The sequence below is a fragment of the Alphaproteobacteria bacterium genome, assembly GCA_030740435.1.
GTDB lineage: Bacteria > Pseudomonadota > Alphaproteobacteria > UBA2966 > UBA2966.
The window spans coordinates 29,711-48,110 of the sequence record JASLXG010000071.1 but is presented as its reverse complement, the minus strand read 5'-3'; the positions used below and the strand labels follow the sequence as shown (position 1 = coordinate 48,110).

The following is an 18,400-nucleotide window of genomic DNA, read 5'->3' as shown; positions in this document are numbered from 1 at the left end:
GACGCCCTCCACAGCGCCGGAAAAGCGACCCGAAAGGCGGCCATGAAGGACCATCGGACGTCGTCCCGCGGCCCTTGTGATGGACCACCATCACGGCGGGCCGCGCTCCTGGCCGGTGGTCCTTCCTGGCCGTCAGACGTGCCATCCTAATGTGAAAGTGGGTACTGAATGAAGCTGGCAACGGAGAAAATGCTCGCCCGCCGGGAAGGCGCCATCGGCTGGATGACCTTCAACAACCCCCAGCGCCACAACGCCCTTTCGCTGGAAATGTGGCAGGCCATGGGTGAGATCCTGCCGGCCTTTCAACAGGACCCGGCGGTGCGCTTGGTGGTCATGACGGGGGCCGGCGACAAGGCCTTCGTCTCGGGGGCCGACATCTCCGAGTTCGACGACAAGCGCTCCTCGGCCGAGGCGGCCGAGGAATACGCCCGGGTCTCGGAGGGCGGCCGTACGGCGCTGGCCAATTTCGAAAAACCGCTGATTGCCATGATCCGGGGCTACTGCCTGGGCGGCGGCCTGGCCACGGCCTTGGCGGCCGACATCCGCATCGCCGCCGAGGGCGCCCAGTTCGCCATTCCGGCGGCGCGGCTGGGGCTGGGCTATGGCTTTGCCGGCGTCAAGGTGCTCAACGACCTGGTGGGCCCGGCCCTGGCCCGCGAGATCCTGTATACGGCGCGCAGGCTTTCGGCCGAAGAGGCGCTGCGCATCGGGCTCATCAACCGCCTGGTGCCGCCGGCCGAATTGGAAACCACGGTTCGCGAGCTGGCCGAAAGCATCGCCGCCAACGCACCGCTCACCATCCGGGCCGCCAAACGCGCCGTCGGCGAGGCTTGCAGGGATCCCCAGGATCGCGACCTGGCGGCGCTCGAGGCCATGGTTGCGGCCTGCTTCGACAGCGCCGATTACGCCGAGGGACGGTTGGCTTTCAAGGAAAAGCGTGCGCCCAAATTTACGGGTTCTTGATCAGGAGGGCGTGGTATGGCGAAGGATCCCGATTTCGACGTTGTCGAGGCGGTCTGCGGGCTCCGCGAAGCCGAGGTTTTGGCCTGGGTCGGTGCCGAACTGGCGGCCGAAGTGCCGCCGTTGGAGATCGCCGATGCCCTGGCCGCCGGTCTCGAGCAACTGGGTGCGCGCTTCGCCGAGGGCAGCGTTTTCATTCCCGAACTGGTGATCGGCGGCGAGCTCTTCGCCAAGGCCGTCGAGCTGCTGACCCCGGCGCTCGAGGCCAGCGGCAGCACACTGAAAAAACGCGGCACCGTGGTCATCGGTACGGTCAAGGGAGATCTGCATGATCTGGGCCAGAAGCTGGTGGCTGTCACCCTCTCGGCGGCCGGCTTCGAGGTCGTCAACCTGGGCTGTGACGTGGCGCCCGAACGCTTCGTCGACGAGGTCAAACGCAGCGGGGCCCAGGTGGTCGGGCTGTCGGCGTTGCTCACCACCACCATGCAGGTGCAGGCCGACGTCGTCGAGGCGTTGGCCCAGGCCGGCTTGCGCCACCAGGTGCGGGTGCTGATCGGCGGTGCCGTGGCCAACCAGCGCTGGGCCGACGAGATCGGCGCCGATGCCTACGGCGCCGACGCCATCGACGCACTGGACAAGGTTCGTGTTCTGGTCGGCATCAACGAATGAATGCGTTTTCCGGGAGTAGGGCATGCAACCGCGACTGACGTTCCTGAGCGAGGCGGAAACCGACCGCATCATCGACGGCGCCTTCGAGGTGCTGGGCCGCGTCGGCGTCCATGTGGGCAGCGACCGGGTGCTCGACATGCTGACCGGCCAATCCGGCGTCGAACGCGATGGCGAGCGCCTGCGGCTGGGCCGCGATTTGCTGGAAGGCTGTCTCAAGACCTGCCCCTCGGAGGTCAGGCTCTACCGCCAGGACCGCGACGCCCCCATCGTCTTGGCCGGCGACGAGGTCAATTTCGTGGCCGGCTCGACGGTGCCCTACGTTTACGATCCGGACACCGAGGGCCTGCGCGAAGCCACCTCGCGAGATCTCGTCAACCACACCAAGATCATCGACCGCTGCGACCACATCGATCTGCAAAGCGGCTCTTTCGTGCCCTCGGACGTGCCCAAGCCCATCGTCAGCGCCTACCGCTATTACCTGGCGCTGCTCTATTCCCCGAAACCCATGTTCAGCGGCGCCTTCGGCACTGACGACATCGCCGTCATCTGGGGCGTCATGGCGGCGCTGGCCGGTGGCGACAAGGCTCTCTCGCAGCGGCCCATCGCGCTCCTCTGCGTCAATCCCTCGTCGCCGCTGGGCCTGACCGACGTGGTGGCCGAGAACGCCGTCTTTTTGGCCGAGAAGAACTTTCCCACCCTGATGATTCCGATCCCGCTGGCCGGCGGCTCGTCGCCGGTGACACTGGCCGGAACGTTGGTCCAGCACACGGCCGAGAACCTGGCCACCATCGTGGTCAGCCAGACCGTGCGGGCGGGCGCGCCGGTGATTTTCGGCGGCGGCCCCTCGATCATGGACATGCGCAAGGGCACGGCCTGCCAGGCCGCCAGCGAGGCCATCATCATGGGCGCCGCCATCGGCCAGATCGCCAAGCGGCTCGGCTTGCCTTCGTCGACCAATACCGGCCGTGCCGACAGCAAATGCGTCGACTACCAGGCCGGCGAGGAAACCGGGGCGGCGCTCAATGCCATGGCGCTGGCGCGCATCAACCTCATCCGCGGCTCGGGCACGCTGGAGTACGCCAACGTCATCAGCACCGAGAAACTGCTCATCGACAACGAGATCTGCGGCATGGCCAAGCGCCTGATCCGGCCCATCGACACCGGCGACGAGGCCCTGGCGCTCGATGTCATCATCGAACGCGGTGCCACTACCACGGGTTTTCTCTCTTCCCCCCATACACTGAAGTGGTTCAAGGACGAATGTTTCCTGCCCTCCGACCTCATCGACCGCGGCCAGCGCCGGGAATTCGAGGCCCAAGGCAGCAAGGACGCCTTCGGCCGGGCCCGGGCGCGCGTGGCTGAGATCCTGGCCGACTACACGCCCCGCCAGATCGACCCCGAACGCAAACGCGAAGCCGACCGCATCATCGCCGCCTACGCCGCCCAACACGGCATGGACCAGCTACCGGTAACGGAACTCGAATAGCGCGGCGGCGCCGTTTTGTCTTGAGGCCCCTCGGTTGGCCAAAAGAAACGAGTTCAGCGCTGAACTCGGAAGAATAGTTGTTATTTATCAATATGAATGACGACTGGCCCGCATTTCCCACCGGGCCTCGGCCAGGGCCGGATCGCGTACGATGTGCCGCGGCAGGGTCTCGCCGGCGATGAAGGGCATGACGAAGCCCCGCTCCAAATCGTCGCCTTCCTCAAGCTCGAAGACCGGCGCCCGGGCGTCGGCGCCGAAATGACGGCGCACGGCGGCCGCCAGGCGGTCGAGAAATTCGCCATCATCCGACACGCGAACTAACCTATGCCGCTGTACCCGAGAGGGGCAAGATGGCCGCTATCGGGTCGGGGACGAAATCGACATGCAGGATATGGTTGGCGAACGCAGCTTCGATTATCTCGTCGTGGGCGCCGGGTCGGCCGGCTGCGTGCTGGCCAATCGTTTGAGCGAATCCGGCCGCGACAGTGTCCTGGTGCTGGAGGCGGGTGGCCGCGACAACAACCTCTTGCTCCACATGCCGACGGCCTTTTCGTTGGCCATGAATCTGCCGCGCTTCAACTGGGGCTACCTGAGCGAGCCTGAGCCGGGCCTCGACGGGCGGCGCATCAAGCAGGCCCGGGGCAAGGTCATCGGCGGCTCCTCGGCCATCAACGGCATGGTCTACGTGCGCGGCCATGCCGGCGACTTCGACGCCTGGGCCCAGGCCGGCGCCGAGGGCTGGAGCTTCGCCGAGGTGCTGCCCTATTTCCGCCGGGCCGAAAGCTTCGCCGGAGGCGACGCGGCCTTCCGGGGGCACGATGGTCCCTTGGGCATCAGCGCCGGCAGCATGCGAAACCCGCTCTACCGGGCCTTTGCCGAAGCCGGCCGCCAGGCCGGCTATGGCTCGACCGAAGATCCCAACGGCCGCCAGCAGGAAGGCTTCGGCCCGATGCAGATGACGGTGCGCAAGGGCCGGCGCTGTTCGGCCGCCGGCGCCTACCTGAAGCCGGCGCTGGGGCGCCCCAACCTGGCGCTGGAGACTTTTGCCACGACGCGGGAAATTCTTTTCGACGAGGGCCGGGCGGTGGGCCTCGAATACGAAAAGGGCGGCGTTCGCCACCGTGCCCGGGCGCGGCGCGAAATTATTCTTTCAGCCGGCCCCTTCGCCTCGCCGCAATTGCTGATGCTGGCCGGCATCGGCGACGGCGAACATTTGGCCGAATTCGGCTTGCCCGTGCGCCACCACCTGCCGGGAGTGGGCCAAAACCTGCAGGACCACCTGGAATTCTTCCTGCAGGTCGAATGCACCCGGCCGGTGTCGCTGAACCGCCAGCTTGCGCCCTGGCGCAAGCTGGCGATCGGTTTGCGTTGGCTTCTCTTCAAGCAAGGTCTCGGTGCCACCAACCATTTCGAATCCGGTGCCTTCATCCGCTCCCGTCCCGATCTCGACTATGCCGATCTGCAATACCATTTTCTGCCCGGCGCCATTGCCTACGACGGCTCCTCCGCCGCCCCGGGCTGGGGCTACCAGGTTCACGTCGGCCCCAACCGCCCCCAGAGCCGCGGCCGCCTCAGGCTGCGTTCAAGTGATCCTCACGAGCACCCCAGCCTGCTGTTCAACTACCTCAGCCACGAGGACGATATCCTGGCCATGCGCCAGGCCCTTCGGCTGACCCGCGAGGTGCTGGCCCAGGAGGCTTTCGCGCCCTATCGCGGTGCCGAGCTTTCGCCGGGCGCCGAGGTAACATCGGACGACGAAATCGACGCCTTCATCCGGGGCGCCGTGGAAACCGCCTACCACCCTTGCGGCACCTGCCGCATGGGCGCCCAGGCCGGCGATCCCGCGTCCGTTGTCGATGCCGCCGGCCGGGTCCGCGGCGTTGGGGGCTTGCGCGTCGTCGACAGCTCGATCATGCCCCAGATAACCAACGGCAATATCAACGCGCCGACTATAATGATCGCCGAGAAGATGGCCGATCACATCCGTGGCCGCGGCGTTCCGCGTGAGGATACCAGTAGATGAGCAGCCCCGAATTCCTGAACAAGAAACTCTATCGCAAAGGCGAGATCGTCTTCGACGAGGGGAGCGAAGGAAATACCGCCTTCCTCATCGAATCGGGCAGCGTCGAGGTCTTCAAAACGGTCGACGGCGAACGCGTCAGCCTGGCCCATCTGGGCAAGGGCGAGATGTTCGGCGAAATGGCCCTGATCGACCAGAGCCCCCGCATGGCCGGCGCCCAGGCGACGGAGGCTGCCAGCATCGTGGTCCTTCCCCGCGCCGTGCTGGACTCCAAATTGGACCGCTCGGACAAGTTCGTCAGGGGCCTGATCAAGATCCTGGTGGCCAATCTGCGCAACGTCCACCAGTCCTACATGCGCCGAGCCCGCAGCATCGACGACTACCTGGGCGCCGTCGACTTCTTTCTCGCCGGCCTGGGCGACTACCTCAATACGCCCGGCGGCGAAGCGGTCAGCGACCTGGCCGTGGCCCACCTGGAGCGCATCGACGAGGCGGTATTCGAACTCAAAGCGGTCTTCAAGGATCATCACGACAGGCGCGATAGCGTGCTGCGTGAGAGCGACACCACGCCCCAGGGCGAGCCTGGGCCTCCGGCGGAGGTCGCCGACCTGGTGGCTGATGAGGGCGAGGACCAGCCCGAACAGTAGTTGCTATGCTTGCGGCACCGTTCAAACTCGGCTGAACCAGGAGTCCCGCGTGTCGATCGATTGTACGCCTTCGTTGACCAGCCCAAGCCCCGTCCTGCCCCTCGAACCACCGGCGCCGCTGGAGAGCTTCGAGCTGATGATGGATGACGGTGCCCAAATCCGCCTGCGCCGCCACGGCCGGGCCGGTGGCGCCCGCCTCTTCGTCAGCCACGGCAACGGCTTTGCCAGCGACGGCTACTTTCCCTTCTGGCGGCTGCTGCTCGATCGTTTCGAGGTTATCGTCTTCGACCAGCGCAACCACGGCCTCAACCCGCTGCACGCCGGGGCCCACGATTTCCCCCGCTTCGCCCGCGATCTCGAGGCCATCATCGCGGCCGTCGACGAGCGCCTGGGCCCAGGCACCAACATCGGTGCCTTTCATTCGCTGTCGGCGCTGGCGGCCATGATGCACGCCGCCGATTTCGGCTGGCGCTGGGATGCGCTTTTTCTCTTCGACCCGCCGCTGCCGCCCTTGCCCGGGCACGAGGTCTACGAGGCCGCCGCCGCGACGCAACGCAAGCTGGCGGCCTGGGCCACGGCGCGCCGGACCCGCTTCGACGATCCCGGCGAACTGGCCGAGGTCTTCGCCGGAACCCGGGCCAACCGCTCCTGGCAGCCAGGCGCCCACGACCTGATGGCGCGCTCGGTACTGCGTTTGGATGTCTCGGCAGGCGAATGGCGCCTGGTCTGCCGCCCCGAACGCGAAGCCGCCGTCTACCTCGACGTGACGCCGACCACGTTCGCCTACCGCATCGACCGTTACGGCGGTCCCGCGAAGATGATCTGCGGCGACCCGGAGATGCCCAGCCCGGCCGTGACGGCGCTTTCGAACGCTGCGTTGCATGCCGAATTCGGGTATCCGTATGAGGTCGTGCCGGGCACCGGGCACCTCTTGCAGCTGGAAAAGCCGGACGTCTGCGTCGATATCATGACCCGGTTTCTGGAGGAACGCGGGGTCGCGTTCTAGGGCCCGCCTCGGCCCTCCCGCGTCTGCATCAACAACGTCGCGCTGCCGGTCTGCACCGTCTCGCTGGCCTGGTTCACGACCTCGAAACCGAGCTTCACGACACCGCGGTCGGGCTTGGCGCTGGGCCGCTTCTCCAGCGGCGTGACCAGGGCGTGGATGGTGTCGCCGAGCCTTACCGCGCCCTGAAAGTCCCAATTCACGTTAAGCAGCGCCAGCGCCGTGCCATCGATCAGATTTTGCTGCGACATCAGCCCGATAGCCATGCCCAGCGCCAGCGGGCCGTGCGCGATGCGCTCGCCGAAAGGGCTCTGGGCAGCAAAGGCGGCGTCGCAGTGCAGCGGATTGAAGTCGCCCGAGAGCCCGGCGAACATAGTCACGTCAGCCTCGGTCACCGTGCGGGCGCCGGTGGTGATGCTGTGGCCGAGCTCGAACTCCTCGAAATAAAGACCCATGATTGTGCCTCAAAGCTGGGGGCGGCGAGCTTAACGGGTTAGTCTGACGATCGCCAAATCTCCGCCACACGGGGAACCCATCATGAACGAAAACGAAAACCTGGTACGCGACTTCATCGCCGCCTGGTCGCGCCTCGATGCGGCCGAGTTGGCGGGCTATTTCACCGACGACGGCTGCTACCACAACATGCCGTTCCAACCGGTCCAGGGCCGCGACAAGGTCGAGCGCTTCATCGCCGGCTTCATCAAGGACTGGACAGCCACCGAGTGGGAGATCGTCAGCCTGACCTCTCAAGACGACCGCGTCGCCGTCGAGCGTGTCGACCGCACGCGGCTCGGTGACAAGGGCGTCGATCTGCCTTGCTTCGGGCTTTTCGAAATGTCCGAGGGCAAAATCAAGGTCTGGCGCGACTACTTCGATCTTGCTACCTACACCAGCGCTGCCGCCTGAACGGCGGCGGCAGCCCCCCCCAACCGGCAACCGAGAAGGACCCTCCGAGATGGCTGAGTACAAGGACATTTTCTACGAGATCAAGGACCAGGTGGCCACCATGACCATCAACCGGCCCAAGTCGCTGAACTCCTTCACCGGCGACACCATCATGGAGATGCAGGACGCCATCGAGGACGCCAGCACCAACCCCGAGGTCGGCGTGCTGGTGCTCACCGGAGTTGGCGAGCGGGCCTTCTGCGTCGGCGGCGACGTCAAGTGGGAGGCCGACGGTGGCCTCGACGGCCTCGACTTCAAGGTCAACCGCATGGTCGTCGATTGCCCCAAGCCGGTGATCGCCCGCATCAACGGCTATTCCATCGGCGCCGGCAACCACATCGCCTATTTCTGCGATTTCTCCATCGCCGCCGACCATGCCCGCTTCGGCCAGACCGGCCCGCGCGTCGGCTCGCCGGCCTCGGGCCATATCGTGCAGCACCTGGCCCACGTGGTGGGCCACAAGCGGGCCCGCGAGATGTGGATGATGTGCCGCCAATACACCGCCGCCGAGATGATGGATTGGGGCCTGATCAACGCTGTGGTGCCCTACGCCGAGCTCGACGCCGAGGTGGCCCGCTGGTGCCAGGAGCTCCTGGCCCTGAGCCCGAGCTGTCTCCGCGTCATCAAGCAGACCTTCCGCGACGACCTCGACCCCTTCATCGACTCGACCGTCAACGACGTGGTGGCGCGCGTCATCCCGAAGTATTTCGAGACCGGCGAGCAGCAGGAAGGGGCCAACGCCTTCCTGGAAAAGCGCGCGCCCGACTTCAGTCCCTGGCGTTAGTTACCCTGCCAAAGCCGCCTCGGCGGCCAGCCGGTCTTCCTCGAACTGGTAGACTGGCTGGTCGCCGCGGGGCTCGCGCTCGTCGCCGCTGTCCATGTCGTCCTCGGCGCGCTGCCAGCCCGGGTCGGGCCAACTATAGCCGAGATCGAGGATGGTGCCGGGCTCCTTGATGCCCTCCAGCGCCTCGAGGCCGGCGCGTACGATGGCGGTTTGCTCTTCGGGCTCGAAGGGGCGCCCGGTGGTGTGGCCCAGCGGATAGTCGACGAAGACGGCGCGCGGCGAGTTGCCGGCGGCGATGATGTCGCGGGCGCTGGCCAGGCACACTGTCGGCGTGCCTTGGGCTTCGATGTGTCGGGCGATCAGACTCACGGTCTGATGGCAGACCGGTCACAACGGCACCAGCGCCACCACGTCGACCTCTTGGCGGGCGAACTCGGCGGCCAGCGCGGGGATCAGCTCCTCGCGCGCGCGGCGTTGCGAATAGACGGCGCCCATGCACGAATATAGCTCCTCCGCCAGCTCGCCGATCACGCCCTCGGCCTCGAGCCGGCGCAGGGGCTCGATGGGAAAGACGCAGTTGGCGTCGCGCCGGGCGTCGGGCAGGTAGTGCTCGGTGAGGTGCGAGAAGCGGATCTCGGAGGTCGGCGTGGTCTTGGGGATGGCCCGGAACGAGGTGTCGTCCTTGTAATAGTAGGCCACCTGGCCCTTGACGTAGACGCCCGCCGTCGAGAGCACGCCGAGCTTGCATTCGGCCAGCGGCTTGGTCATGGGCGCGAAGGCCGGCGGCTCGTCCGCCTGGAACCAGCGATAGGTCTGATAACCCAGCCGCTGGTAGCGGTCGGTGATGGAAGCGATGTAGTCAAAAGGCGGCATGGGGTTCTCCTTCTGCTGCGTGACTAGTCTAAGCGTGCTGGGCGCGTCTCGGCAATCCGGGTTAGGATCGCCGGCATCATGCCTAAACACAGCCAGATAATTGTCCGGGAAATCCCCCGGGGCGCGCTCGCGGAGGGGCATTTCGAGCTGCAGCAAAGCGAGGTCCCGAGACCGGCCGCCGGCGAGCTGCTGGTGCGGACGCTGCTGATCTCGCTCGATGCCGCCAACCGCGCCTGGATGCAGGGCCCGACCTACCGCCGGGCGGTCAAGGCGGGCGACGTCATGCATGGCTACGTCATCGGCCAAGTGGTGCAATCGAGGGCCCAAGCCTTCGCCGCCGGCGACGTGGTGGCGGGCGAGGGCGGCTGGGCCGAATTCGCCACCATGGCGGCGGCCGAGGCCAGCCCGGTGCCGCCCGAGCGGCCGCTCAGCCATCATATTTCGGTCTTTGGCATCGCCGGCAAGACGGCCTACCACGGCCTCATGCGGATCGGCGCGCCGCGTCCCGGCGAGACCGTGGCGGTTTCCGCCGCCGCCGGTTCGGTGGGCTCGCTGGTGGGCCAGATCGCCAGGCTAAAGGGTGCCCGCGCCGTGGGCATCGCCGGCGGCCCGGACAAATGCCGCTGGCTGGTCGAAGAGCTCGGCTTTGCCGAGGCGGTCGACTACCGGGAAAGGGGCTTCGCCAAGCGTCTGGCGGCGGCCTGCCCGGGCGGCATCGACGTCTACTTCGACAACACCGGCGGCGCCGTGCTCGAGGCCGCGCTTTTCCAGATGAACCAGGGCGGCCGCGTGGTTTGCTGCGGCGCCGTCTCGCAATACGACACCATGGATATGTCGAGCCCCCGCGGCGTCCCCGGCCTGATCGTGGTCAAGCGTCTCAAGCTGCAAGGCTTCATCGTCATGGATTTTGCCGCCCACGACGCCGAGGCCGTGGCCGAGCTCTCGGCCTGGGCCGAAGCGGGTGACTTGGTGGTGGTGGAAGACGTCATCCCCGGCCTGGAAAATGCCCCGGCGGCACTGATCGGACTGCTGGCCGGCGAGAACCGCGGTAAACGCATGATCGAGGTGGCGGCGGAGCAATCGGGCTAACGGCGCGGGAGAGCGACATGGATAGCTACGATCCTCATCAGGCACCCGATCCGGAGGCCTGGCAGTCCTTGGACGAGCAGGAATGTCTAGATCTGGTGGCGGCTTACCATCGCCGGGCCGGGGTGGAGCTGCCCAACGAGTTGCTGCACGCGGCAATTCATGCGGTGGTGGAAAACCAGATCCTGATGGGCGGCGAGATTTCCACCGGCGAGACCATCGGACGCCTGATGCGGGAGGGCCTGGACCGGCACGACGCCATCCATGCCGTGGGCAGCCTCGTGGCCGATTTCCTGCACCAGCATATGACAAGAAAAAGCGGCGTCGGCAACGGCGACGCCGCGGTGGCCAACGCCAGGCTCGACGAAGAGATCAAGAATCTCACCGCCGCCAGTTGGCTGGAAGAGTTTTCCGAGGAGTAGCGCCAGGCTTCTGGCCGGCCCTGCGGACCGCGCCCTGCGGGCCGCGCCTAACGGCGCTTCTTGCCGAAGATCGAGTCCCAGTTGCTGCGGTAGCGCTGGGTCACCAGCTTCTGGCGCTCGCCGCGGCCAGCGCCTTTGCTGTCTTTGCCGCCTTTGCTGTCTTTGTCGCCGCCGCTATCGCCGTCAGAGGATGCCATCGGGCAAGAGGCACAGTCGGGCTTGCTGGGCGTCGGGGAAGAGGTGGTCTCGGCGCTGGTTTCGCTCATGGTCCTACTCTGCTAGGTCGCTGGGCTCCCTGGCCCACAACAGCCTCGCCAATTCGGCAACCCGGTATCTAGGTCATCAAGTCGCAGAAATCAAGGGGTGCGGAGACAGGCCAGATCTCCCCCACGAGCCCCCGCCAGACCGCGGCAGGCGAAAAAACAGGAATAAATGCGTCCCTCTGCCCGCCCACCGGTTTGCTGACGCCTGCGGGAAAAATCGCTACAATCGACTGTGATGCCTGCATCCGTGATGCTTGGTGCCGCGCGCCGATCCCGATAGGGGATGGCCGGCCCCGGCACCGGCCATCGGGACATCTCAGATAGGGAGGTTGTCATGGTCGAGAGCGTCTACAAAGTGATTGAGATCGTTGGCACGAGTTCGGAGTCCTGGGAGAGGGCGGCCGCCGCCGCCATCGAACGGGCCAGCAAGACGTTGCGCGATCTGCGTGTTGCCGAGGTTGTCAAGCAGGACGTGCAACTCGAGGACGGCAAGGTCGTGGGCTATCGCGTGCGGCTCAACATCTCATTCAGGTTCGAAGACGAGTAATACCGAATCCGAACGATCAATTCGGGTTCGCTTCCGAGCCGCCGTTGAGGCGGCGGCCCAGGGCGCGGATGCGCGTGGTGTTCAAAGCCGAGCCCGAGGGCCGGGCCACGGATTTCCACTACGAACTGGCGTAGGGCGAGGGGATGCCGGTCAAAGCCACTCTGCTAACAATAAAATTCCTGAGGGTTTTTTGCGACCGCGTGGGCCGTTGGGGCTCGCTGCTGATCATACCGCTGATCCTGGTCACGGCCTGGGACATCTTCGCTCGCAAGCTGGTGTGGATTCAGTTGTGGCTGATCGAGAACGCAGGCGCGATCTTCCAGTCCACCATCCTGCAGGAGATGGAATGGCATCTGCACACGGGGCTGTTTGCCCTGGTGCTGGGCATGGGCTACGTCAACAACCGCCACGTCCGTGTCGATCTCTTGCACGAGCGCCTGACCTTTCGCAGCCAGGCCTGGGTCGAGTTCCTGGGGTGTTCCTTCTTTTTGCTGCCGTTCGCTGCGCTGGTGGTCTATTTCGCCTTCATCTACACCTACGAATCCTACGCCATCGGCGAGATCTCGGCCTCCCTGGTCGGGCTTTCGCACCGCTGGCTGATCAAGTCGGTGCTGCTCATTGGTCTGGTCGTGGCCCTGCTGGCGGGCATCGCCGTCTGGCTGGAAACGGTATTGGTTCTCTTTGGCCCGCGCGAGCTGCGCTTCGAGATGATGACGCTCAAGCGCCGTGAGACGGCCGCGGCCGGCGAGAACGATGATTGACCTGCCAATCCATGAGCGCACCTTCAAGAACCTGCTGGGCAGGCTGGCCGCCGAACGAGGCGAGCAGAAGTTCCTGAGCTTCGAAGAGCGCAGCTTTACTTACGGCGAAACGGAGAAGATATCCAACCGCCTTGCCAACGGCCTGGCGGAACTCGGCGTCAAGCACGGCGATCACGTGGCGACGCTGCTCAACAACTGCCCCGAGATCCTCTGGTGCTATTTCGGCCTGGCCAAGCTGGGCGCCGTGACGGTGCCGGTCAACACGGCCGCCAAAGGGGAACTCCTGGCCTATTACATCCGCCAGTCCGACGCCCGGGCGGTGATCGTCGAGGCGGCGCTTTTCGACCGCCTGGCCGAGGTGGCGGGCGACATCGAGGGCCTGGAGCACGTCATCGTGTTCGACGAGCAGGGCGAGCTCGCTGCCGATCATGCCAGCCGCCTGAAGGTCCCCGTAAGCGACTACGCCGAGCTGGAGCGGGCCTCCCCCGAGCCCCCCGAAAGCGAGCCCCGCTTCAGCGATCTCGCCTTTCTGCTCTACACCTCGGGCACCACCGGCCCCTCGAAAGGCAACATGTGGGCCCAAGCCACCATCATCACGTCCGGCCTGGATATCGTGCCGGCCTATGGTTACACCGCCGACGATGTCTTGTTCGTTTGCCTACCGCTCCTGCACGGCAACGCCCTTCTCACCAGCCTGATGCCGGCCCTGGTGGCGGGCGCCGGGATCGCGCTCTCGCGGCGCTTTTCGGTCTCGACGTTCTGGGACGAAATCCGCCAGCACGGCGCGACGCAGTTCAATTCGCTGGGCGCCATGACGAATTTCATTTGGGCCCAGCCGGCCCGCCCCGATGACGCCCAAAATCCCGTGCGCCAATGCATGGTCGTGCCGACGCCCACCGAGTTCTACGACGACTTCCAAAACCGCTTCGGCCTCGAGTTCACCTCGCTGTTTGCCATGACGGATACCTGCATGGTGACGCTGCGCGGCCCCACCGACCCGCCGGAAAAATGGGCCTCCGCCGGCCGCACGCGCCCCGAGGTCGAGGTTCGAATCGTCGTCGACGACGACATTGAATTGCCGGCGGGCGAGGTCGGCGAGATCGTGCTGCGCGGCCGCGACCCCTGGCACCTGGCGCTGGGCTACTACAACAAACCCGAGGCTACGGCGGAGGCTTTCCGCAATCTCTGGTTCCACACCGGCGACCGCGGCCGGGTCGACGAAGACGGGTACTTGTACTTCGTCGACCGCAAAAAAGACGCTATTAGGCGCCGCGGCGAAAACATTTCGTCCTACGAGGTCGAACAAATCATCCTCAAGAACGAAACCGTCGAAGACGTCGCCGCCTTCGCCGTGGCGGCCGAGACCAGCGAAGACGAGGTCATGGCCAGCGTCGTGCTGCGCCCGGGCTCGAACCTCACCCCCGAGGCGCTGATCGATTTCTGCCAGGCCAACATGGCCTATTACATGGTGCCGAGATACGTCGAGTTCGTGCCGGACCTGCCACGCACCATGAGCGAGAAGGTACAAAAATACAAACTCCGCGAGGCGGCTGAGGCGCGGCTGGGGGAGGTTTGGGACCGGGAGAGAGAGGGCATTGTGGTGAGGCGGTGAAGCGGGAAGGCAGGAGCCCTCATTTCTCACCCTGGTCATGGCCTGCGTCGCTCTCAGGTGGCGAAAAAGCGGGAAAAAGCGGGGCAGGAACGCATTTTTCCAAAAAAATCGTTGTGCGGCAGAGGCTTAAACTGGGGACAGGGACCTATTTACGCGCTAAAACCCAAGCCGGTAGCGTGACAGGAGAACCCTCGATGACGACCAAACGCATCTGGCATGGCTGGACAACACCCGAGCGGGCCGACGATTACGAGCGGCTGTTGCTGGGCGAGGTGTTCCCCGGGATCGAGGCCAAGGGTATCGCCGGCTACCGCAGTATCGAGCTTTTGCGCCGCGACCTCGGCGACGAGGTCGAGTTCGTCACCATCATGACCTTCGATTCGCTGCAAAGCGTCATCGACTTTCAGGGCGAGGACTACCAGCGCTGCTATGTGCCCGACGCCGCGCAAGCTATTCTCAAGCGCTGGGACCAGGTCTCGGATCACTTCGAGGTCAAGGAAGTGAGAAACTACGGGTAAAACCCACTCCGACCCCAGTTTTACGGGTAAACCCACCCCACTCCGACCCCAGTTTTACGGGTAAAACCCACTCCGACCCCAGTTTGGTAAAACCCACTCCGACCCCAGTTTAGGGAAGGCGTTTTCGGGTCGCTCGTGCCTAAATGGGACACGAACCGAATTGCTCTGCAATTCGGATCATGTCCCTTATCACCCAACCGCTTCCTTGCCCATCATCGCCCGGGCGATCAGCAGCTTGGAGATCTCCGCCGTGCCGTCGCCGATTTGCCAGCCCAGGATATCGCGCAGGCGCTGTTCGAAGGGCAGCTCCTGGGTGTAGCCGTAGTGGCCGTGGATGGTCAGGCACTTGCGCACGATCTCGAAAGTGAGTTCCGGCACCCACCATTTGCACATGGCGCCCTCGCGGCTGTGGCGCTGGCCGGTCTGGCGCATCCACAAGGTCTTGTAGCAGAGCAGGCGGGCCGCCTCGAGTTGGGTTTCGGCCTCCGCCAGGGGAAAGCTGATGCCCTGGTATTGCGAGATCGGGCGGCCCATGGAGCGGCGCTGCTGCACGAATTCGCAAGTTTCGTCGACCGAGGCTTGGGCCGCTCCCAGGCACTTGAGCGCGATGTAGGCCCGGTTGGTGTCGAAGAAATCGGCCACCATGAAATAGCCCTCGCCCTCTTTGCCGATCAGGTGGTCGGCCGGCACGCGCACGTCGTCGAAAGCCACGCTTCCGCGCTTGGCGCCGCGGCTGCCGATGTCGGCCCAGATGCGCGCCTGGCCCACGCCCGGCGTCTCTTTGGGAATGAAAAAATTGCTCAGACCCCTGACCCCCGTGCTGCCTTCCTCGGAGCGACAGGTGATGATGAAATAATCGGCATCGACCCAGGAGATCGAGTTCTTGACGGCGTTCAGGCGCCACTGGTTGCCCTCCCGGACGGCGCGGCCCTTGAAAGCGGCCATGTCGCTGCCGCTTTCGGGCTCGGTGAAACCGACGGCGATGATGGCCTGGCCCGCCGCCACGGCCTGGCGGGCCGGGATGCCGATCTCGTCGGGCAGGCCGGGCAGGCGGTAGAGCTCATAAGGCTCAGTGGCGATGAGCAGCGGCAGCGCCGTGTTGAAATCCGCGTACCCCGCTTCCTCGACCAGGATTCCCCGGCTGATGAAGTCCATCTCGCGGCTCACCAAGCCGGCCGCCACGGCCGCCTCGATGATTGGACGCGGCAGCGCGCCGCCATCCCATTCGGCGCGCCTGGGCGCGATGACCTCGCGGCCGAAGCGGCGCATCTGTTCGCGGTAGAGGATTTGTTCCTCGGAGAGGGCGAAGTTCATGGTCATATTCGGTCTCCCGGGTGGGGGTTGGAGGCGCCAAGGTAGTAGAATAGGGCCGGAGTCGAAATTCGAGTCGTAATTCCAAACGTGCTAGCTTCGGGCCAGCGATGAACGATACGTCACCAGCCGCTATTTCCAACCGCCTGGCGCCCGAGCTCGTGGCCGGGCTGAGCCAGATCGAACGGAAGGTGCTGTGGCTGGCCTGTTGGATGATCCACCATGCCAACCATGTGCGGCCCTCGCGCGACGGCCTCAAGGTGGGCGGCCACCAGGCCTCGTGTGCCTCGGCCACGACACTGCTGACGGCGCTTTACTTCCACCAGCTCGAGGCCGCCGACCGGGTTGCCGTCAAGCCCCACGCGGCGCCGGTCTTCCACGCCATCCAGTACCTCATGGGCAACCAGGACCTGGAGGCGCTGAAGGCCTTTCGCGCCCTGGGCGGGGCCCAAAGCTATCCCTCGCGCAGCAAGGACCGCGACGGCGTCGATCTCTCGACGGGCTCGGTCGGGCTGGGCGTGGGCGCCACGCTGTTTGCCTCGCTGGTGCAGGATTACGTGCATCTTCACGGCCTGGTGCCGGCCGACCGGCCGCGGGGGCGGCTGGTGGCGCTGATGGGCGATGCCGAACTCGACGAGGGCAACGTCTTCGAGGCGCTGCTGGAGGGCTGGAAGCACGACGTCAGGGACCTCTGGTGGATCATCGACTACAACCGCCAAAGCCTGGACGGCGTGGTCAACGATTACCTGTTCGCCAAGATCAAGGACTTCTTCGCCACGGTCGATTGGCAAGTGGTGACGCTGAAGTACGGCAACCGACTGCGCCAGGCCTTCGAGGGGCCGGCTGGCGGGGCGCTCAGGCAATGGATCGATGATTGCCCCAACCAGCTCTATTCGGCGCTTTGCTTCAAGGGCGCCGAGGGCTGGCGCCAGCACCTCAAACACGACTTGCGCGGTGTCTCCGGCCTCAAGGAACTCCTCGACGGCCACGACGACGAGAGTTTGCACACCCTGATGACCAACCTCGCCGGCCATGACATGGAGACCGTGCTCGATGCCTTCCGCGAGGCCGAGGGCGACCGGCCGCACTGCTTCGTGGCCTACACCGTCAAGGGCTACGGCCTGCCGATTGCGGGCCACAAGGACAACCACGCCGGCATGATGACGCCCGACCAGATGGCCGAGTTCAAGGCCGCCATGGGCATTCCCGACGGTGACGAGTGGCAGCCGCTGGCTGGCCTCGAGCTGACGGCCGAGGCGCTGGCCGAACTGATCGAAGCGGCACCCATGGCGCGCCGCCGGCCGGACGGGCGCTTGGCGCCGCTGGTTACCTCGGCGGCGCTTTCGCCCGAGGGTGGCGCCCCCGGCGCCCAATCCACCCAGGAAGCCTTCGGGCGCATCATGAGCGAGCTCGGCAAGGCCGACGACGAGCTCGCTCGGCGCATCGTCACCACCTCACCCGACGTTACCGTCTCGACCAACCTGGGCGGCTGGGTCAACCAGCGCGAGGTCTTCCACCGCCACGAAAAGGCCGACATCTTCCGCCAGGAACACCTGCCGTCGGCCCAGCGCTGGACGCTGTCGCCGCGCGGCCGCCATATCGAGCTGGGTATCGCCGAGAACAATCTTTTCTTGCTGCTCACCGCGCTCGGCCTCTCGGGCGAGCTCTTCGGGGCGCCGCTGTTGCCCATCGGCACGCTCTACGATCCCTTCGTCAGCCGCGGCCTGGATGCTCTCAATTACGGCTGCTCCCAGGGCGCCAGATTCATGGTGATCGGCACGCCGTCGGGCATCTCGCTGGCGCCTGAGGGCGGCGCCCACCAGTCCTTCCTCACCCCGCTGATCGGCCTGGGCCAGGACGGGCTCAGCGCCTTCGAACCGGCCTTTGCCGACGAGCTGGCGCTGCTCATGAGTTGGGGCTTCGAGCACATGCAGGCCGACGATGGCGGCGCGGTTTACCTGCGCCTGTCTACCCGCACCCTGGAGCAGCCCGAGCGCCAGATGACGCCCGAGCTTGGCGCCCAGATCGTGGCCGGCGGCTATTGGCTGGTGCCACCGGCGCCGGGTGCGGAACTGGCCGTCGTCTACTCAGGCGCCGTGGCGCCCGAGGCCAGGGCCGGCCACGCCAAGGTCTGCCAGGACATCCCCGGTGCCGGCCTCTTGGCGGTGACGTCGGCCGACCGCCTGCACGCCGGCTGGCTGGCGGCCGGGCGCGGGGCTGAACTTGGGGCCCCCAGCCACGCCGAACAGCTTCTGGCGCCACTGGCCCCTGATGCCGGCCTGGTGACGCTGATCGACGGCCATCCCGCGGCGCTCGACTGGCTCGGTTCGGTGGCCGGCCAGCGCGTGGTGCCGTTGGGTGTCGAGCGCTTCGGCCAGTCCGGCGATATCGTCGACCTCTACCGCGAATACGGCATCGACGCCGACGCCGTGGTTGACGCCGCCGCCGCCGCCGCGCTGCGTCGGGCGAGGGGGTGAGGCGCGGGGCTCAGGC

General features: G+C 65.9%; 21 protein-coding genes. 15 read left to right on the top strand and 6 right to left on the bottom strand.

The genetic code is table 11. From position 1 onward, the window contains the following. Positions 1-168 precede the first annotated feature (168 nt). Genes QGG75_08575 through QGG75_08565 form a run of 3 tightly spaced genes read left to right on the top strand, consistent with a single transcriptional unit; the run spans position 169 to position 3,115 of the window. On the top strand, positions 169-963 hold the full coding sequence (locus QGG75_08575; GenBank protein ID MDP6067292.1) for an enoyl-CoA hydratase: 795 nt from the start codon (positions 169-171) through the stop codon (positions 961-963). A gap of 15 nt (positions 964-978) precedes the next feature. Then, complete coding sequence (locus QGG75_08570) at positions 979-1,629, top strand: cobalamin-dependent protein (protein ID MDP6067291.1); 651 nt, start codon at positions 979-981, stop codon at positions 1,627-1,629. A gap of 22 nt (positions 1,630-1,651) precedes the next feature. Beyond that, positions 1,652-3,115 (top strand): trimethylamine methyltransferase family protein, encoded by a 1,464-nt coding sequence (locus QGG75_08565; GenBank protein MDP6067290.1) that lies wholly within the window; start codon positions 1,652-1,654, stop codon positions 3,113-3,115. 87 nt (positions 3,116-3,202) lie between these two features. On the opposite strand, the gene QGG75_08560 is transcribed toward QGG75_08565, so the two are convergent. Next, positions 3,203-3,427: a hypothetical protein gene (locus tag QGG75_08560; GenBank protein ID MDP6067289.1), complete on the bottom strand. Its 225-nt coding sequence runs from the start codon at positions 3,425-3,427 to the stop codon at positions 3,203-3,205. Between the two features lie 70 nt (positions 3,428-3,497). Between QGG75_08560 and betA the strand changes: the two genes are divergently transcribed. The 3 genes from betA to QGG75_08545 are packed head-to-tail and all read left to right on the top strand — an operon-like array spanning position 3,498 to position 6,788. After that, complete coding sequence (betA, locus tag QGG75_08555; protein MDP6067288.1) at positions 3,498-5,138, top strand: choline dehydrogenase; 1,641 nt, start codon at positions 3,498-3,500, stop codon at positions 5,136-5,138. Continuing rightward, complete coding sequence (locus QGG75_08550; GenBank protein MDP6067287.1) at positions 5,135-5,782, top strand: cyclic nucleotide-binding domain-containing protein; 648 nt, start codon at positions 5,135-5,137, stop codon at positions 5,780-5,782. The genes betA and QGG75_08550 overlap by 4 nt, the downstream gene beginning before the upstream one ends. Before the next feature lie 49 nt (positions 5,783-5,831). Beyond that, on the top strand, positions 5,832-6,788 hold the full coding sequence (locus QGG75_08545) for an alpha/beta hydrolase (protein ID MDP6067286.1): 957 nt from the start codon (positions 5,832-5,834) through the stop codon (positions 6,786-6,788). Here QGG75_08545 and QGG75_08540 read toward each other — a convergent pair. Then, positions 6,785-7,240 carry a MaoC/PaaZ C-terminal domain-containing protein gene (locus QGG75_08540; GenBank protein ID MDP6067285.1) on the bottom strand — a complete coding sequence of 152 codons (456 nt, stop codon included), beginning with the start codon at positions 7,238-7,240 and terminating at the stop codon, positions 6,785-6,787. The genes QGG75_08545 and QGG75_08540 overlap by 4 nt on opposite strands. An 82-nt stretch (positions 7,241-7,322) precedes the next feature. Between QGG75_08540 and QGG75_08535 the strand changes: the two genes are divergently transcribed. Both QGG75_08535 and QGG75_08530 read left to right on the top strand, forming a co-directional pair. After that, positions 7,323-7,691: a limonene-1,2-epoxide hydrolase family protein gene (locus QGG75_08535; protein MDP6067284.1), complete on the top strand. Its 369-nt coding sequence runs from the start codon at positions 7,323-7,325 to the stop codon at positions 7,689-7,691. Positions 7,692-7,740: 49 nt separating this feature from the next. Next, positions 7,741-8,514 (top strand): enoyl-CoA hydratase-related protein, encoded by a 774-nt coding sequence (locus tag QGG75_08530; GenBank protein MDP6067283.1) that lies wholly within the window; start codon positions 7,741-7,743, stop codon positions 8,512-8,514. Here QGG75_08530 and QGG75_08525 read toward each other — a convergent pair whose 3' ends face one another. Together QGG75_08525 and QGG75_08520 are read right to left on the bottom strand one after the other, a co-directional pair. Further along, entirely contained in the window at positions 8,515-8,883 is a 369-nt protein-coding gene (locus tag QGG75_08525) for a hypothetical protein (GenBank protein ID MDP6067282.1), read from the bottom strand. Between the two features lie 18 nt (positions 8,884-8,901). Then, positions 8,902-9,387: a glycine/sarcosine/betaine reductase selenoprotein B family protein gene (locus tag QGG75_08520; protein ID MDP6067281.1), complete on the bottom strand. Its 486-nt coding sequence runs from the start codon at positions 9,385-9,387 to the stop codon at positions 8,902-8,904. 78 nt (positions 9,388-9,465) lie between these two features. Here QGG75_08520 and QGG75_08515 point away from each other — a divergent pair, with 78 nt between their 5' ends. Beyond that, positions 9,466-10,476: an NADP-dependent oxidoreductase gene (locus tag QGG75_08515; protein MDP6067280.1), complete on the top strand. Its 1,011-nt coding sequence runs from the start codon at positions 9,466-9,468 to the stop codon at positions 10,474-10,476. Positions 10,477-10,493: 17 nt separating this feature from the next. After that, positions 10,494-10,895, top strand: a complete 402-nt coding sequence (locus QGG75_08510) for a hypothetical protein (GenBank protein ID MDP6067279.1) — start codon at positions 10,494-10,496, stop codon at positions 10,893-10,895. 47 nt (positions 10,896-10,942) lie between these two features. Here QGG75_08510 and QGG75_08505 read toward each other — a convergent pair whose 3' ends face one another. After that, on the bottom strand, positions 10,943-11,161 hold the full coding sequence (locus QGG75_08505; GenBank protein ID MDP6067278.1) for a hypothetical protein: 219 nt from the start codon (positions 11,159-11,161) through the stop codon (positions 10,943-10,945). 331 nt (positions 11,162-11,492) lie between these two features. Here QGG75_08505 and QGG75_08500 point away from each other — a divergent pair, with 331 nt between their 5' ends. The 4 genes from QGG75_08500 (at position 11,493) to QGG75_08485 (ending at position 14,596) form a co-directional block, all read left to right on the top strand. Further along, the gene (locus QGG75_08500) at positions 11,493-11,705 is read left to right on the top strand and encodes a dodecin family protein (protein ID MDP6067277.1); all 213 of its coding nucleotides are present in this window, start codon (positions 11,493-11,495) and stop codon (positions 11,703-11,705) included. Between the two features lie 200 nt (positions 11,706-11,905). Continuing rightward, positions 11,906-12,466: a TRAP transporter small permease subunit gene (locus QGG75_08495; protein ID MDP6067276.1), complete on the top strand. Its 561-nt coding sequence runs from the start codon at positions 11,906-11,908 to the stop codon at positions 12,464-12,466. After that, a complete protein-coding gene (locus tag QGG75_08490) occupies positions 12,459-14,078 on the top strand; it encodes an ATP-dependent acyl-CoA ligase (protein ID MDP6067275.1) in 1,620 nt (539 codons plus the stop codon). The genes QGG75_08495 and QGG75_08490 overlap by 8 nt, the downstream gene beginning before the upstream one ends. A 194-nt stretch (positions 14,079-14,272) precedes the next feature. Beyond that, positions 14,273-14,596: an antibiotic biosynthesis monooxygenase gene (locus QGG75_08485; GenBank protein MDP6067274.1), complete on the top strand. Its 324-nt coding sequence runs from the start codon at positions 14,273-14,275 to the stop codon at positions 14,594-14,596. Positions 14,597-14,785: 189 nt separating this feature from the next. On the opposite strand, the gene QGG75_08480 is transcribed toward QGG75_08485, so the two are convergent. Further along, a complete protein-coding gene (locus QGG75_08480; GenBank protein ID MDP6067273.1) occupies positions 14,786-15,916 on the bottom strand; it encodes an acyl-CoA dehydrogenase family protein in 1,131 nt (376 codons plus the stop codon). A gap of 101 nt (positions 15,917-16,017) precedes the next feature. On the opposite strand from QGG75_08480, the gene QGG75_08475 reads away from it, so the two are divergent. Then, positions 16,018-18,384 carry a transketolase gene (locus tag QGG75_08475; GenBank protein MDP6067272.1) on the top strand — a complete coding sequence of 789 codons (2,367 nt, stop codon included), beginning with the start codon at positions 16,018-16,020 and terminating at the stop codon, positions 18,382-18,384. Positions 18,385-18,400: the final 16 nt, after the last annotated feature.

Coding starts and splice junctions, on each gene's coding strand:
- QGG75_08485 (MDP6067274.1), top strand. CDS start 14,273: ATGACGACCAAACGCATCTGGCATGGCTGGACAACACCCGAGCGGGCC.
- QGG75_08565 (MDP6067290.1), top strand. CDS start 1,652: ATGCAACCGCGACTGACGTTCCTGAGCGAGGCGGAAACCGACCGCATC.
- QGG75_08575 (MDP6067292.1), top strand. CDS start 169: ATGAAGCTGGCAACGGAGAAAATGCTCGCCCGCCGGGAAGGCGCCATC.
- QGG75_08550 (MDP6067287.1), top strand. CDS start 5,135: ATGAGCAGCCCCGAATTCCTGAACAAGAAACTCTATCGCAAAGGCGAG.
- QGG75_08510 (MDP6067279.1), top strand. CDS start 10,494: ATGGATAGCTACGATCCTCATCAGGCACCCGATCCGGAGGCCTGGCAG.
- betA (MDP6067288.1), top strand. CDS start 3,498: ATGCAGGATATGGTTGGCGAACGCAGCTTCGATTATCTCGTCGTGGGC.
- QGG75_08535 (MDP6067284.1), top strand. CDS start 7,323: ATGAACGAAAACGAAAACCTGGTACGCGACTTCATCGCCGCCTGGTCG.
- QGG75_08475 (MDP6067272.1), top strand. CDS start 16,018: ATGAACGATACGTCACCAGCCGCTATTTCCAACCGCCTGGCGCCCGAG.
- QGG75_08505 (MDP6067278.1), bottom strand. CDS start 11,161: ATGAGCGAAACCAGCGCCGAGACCACCTCTTCCCCGACGCCCAGCAAG.
- QGG75_08515 (MDP6067280.1), top strand. CDS start 9,466: ATGCCTAAACACAGCCAGATAATTGTCCGGGAAATCCCCCGGGGCGCG.
- QGG75_08490 (MDP6067275.1), top strand. CDS start 12,459: ATGATTGACCTGCCAATCCATGAGCGCACCTTCAAGAACCTGCTGGGC.
- QGG75_08500 (MDP6067277.1), top strand. CDS start 11,493: ATGGTCGAGAGCGTCTACAAAGTGATTGAGATCGTTGGCACGAGTTCG.
- QGG75_08570 (MDP6067291.1), top strand. CDS start 979: ATGGCGAAGGATCCCGATTTCGACGTTGTCGAGGCGGTCTGCGGGCTC.
- QGG75_08530 (MDP6067283.1), top strand. CDS start 7,741: ATGGCTGAGTACAAGGACATTTTCTACGAGATCAAGGACCAGGTGGCC.
- QGG75_08480 (MDP6067273.1), bottom strand. CDS start 15,916: ATGACCATGAACTTCGCCCTCTCCGAGGAACAAATCCTCTACCGCGAA.
- QGG75_08540 (MDP6067285.1), bottom strand. CDS start 7,240: ATGGGTCTTTATTTCGAGGAGTTCGAGCTCGGCCACAGCATCACCACC.
- QGG75_08520 (MDP6067281.1), bottom strand. CDS start 9,387: ATGCCGCCTTTTGACTACATCGCTTCCATCACCGACCGCTACCAGCGG.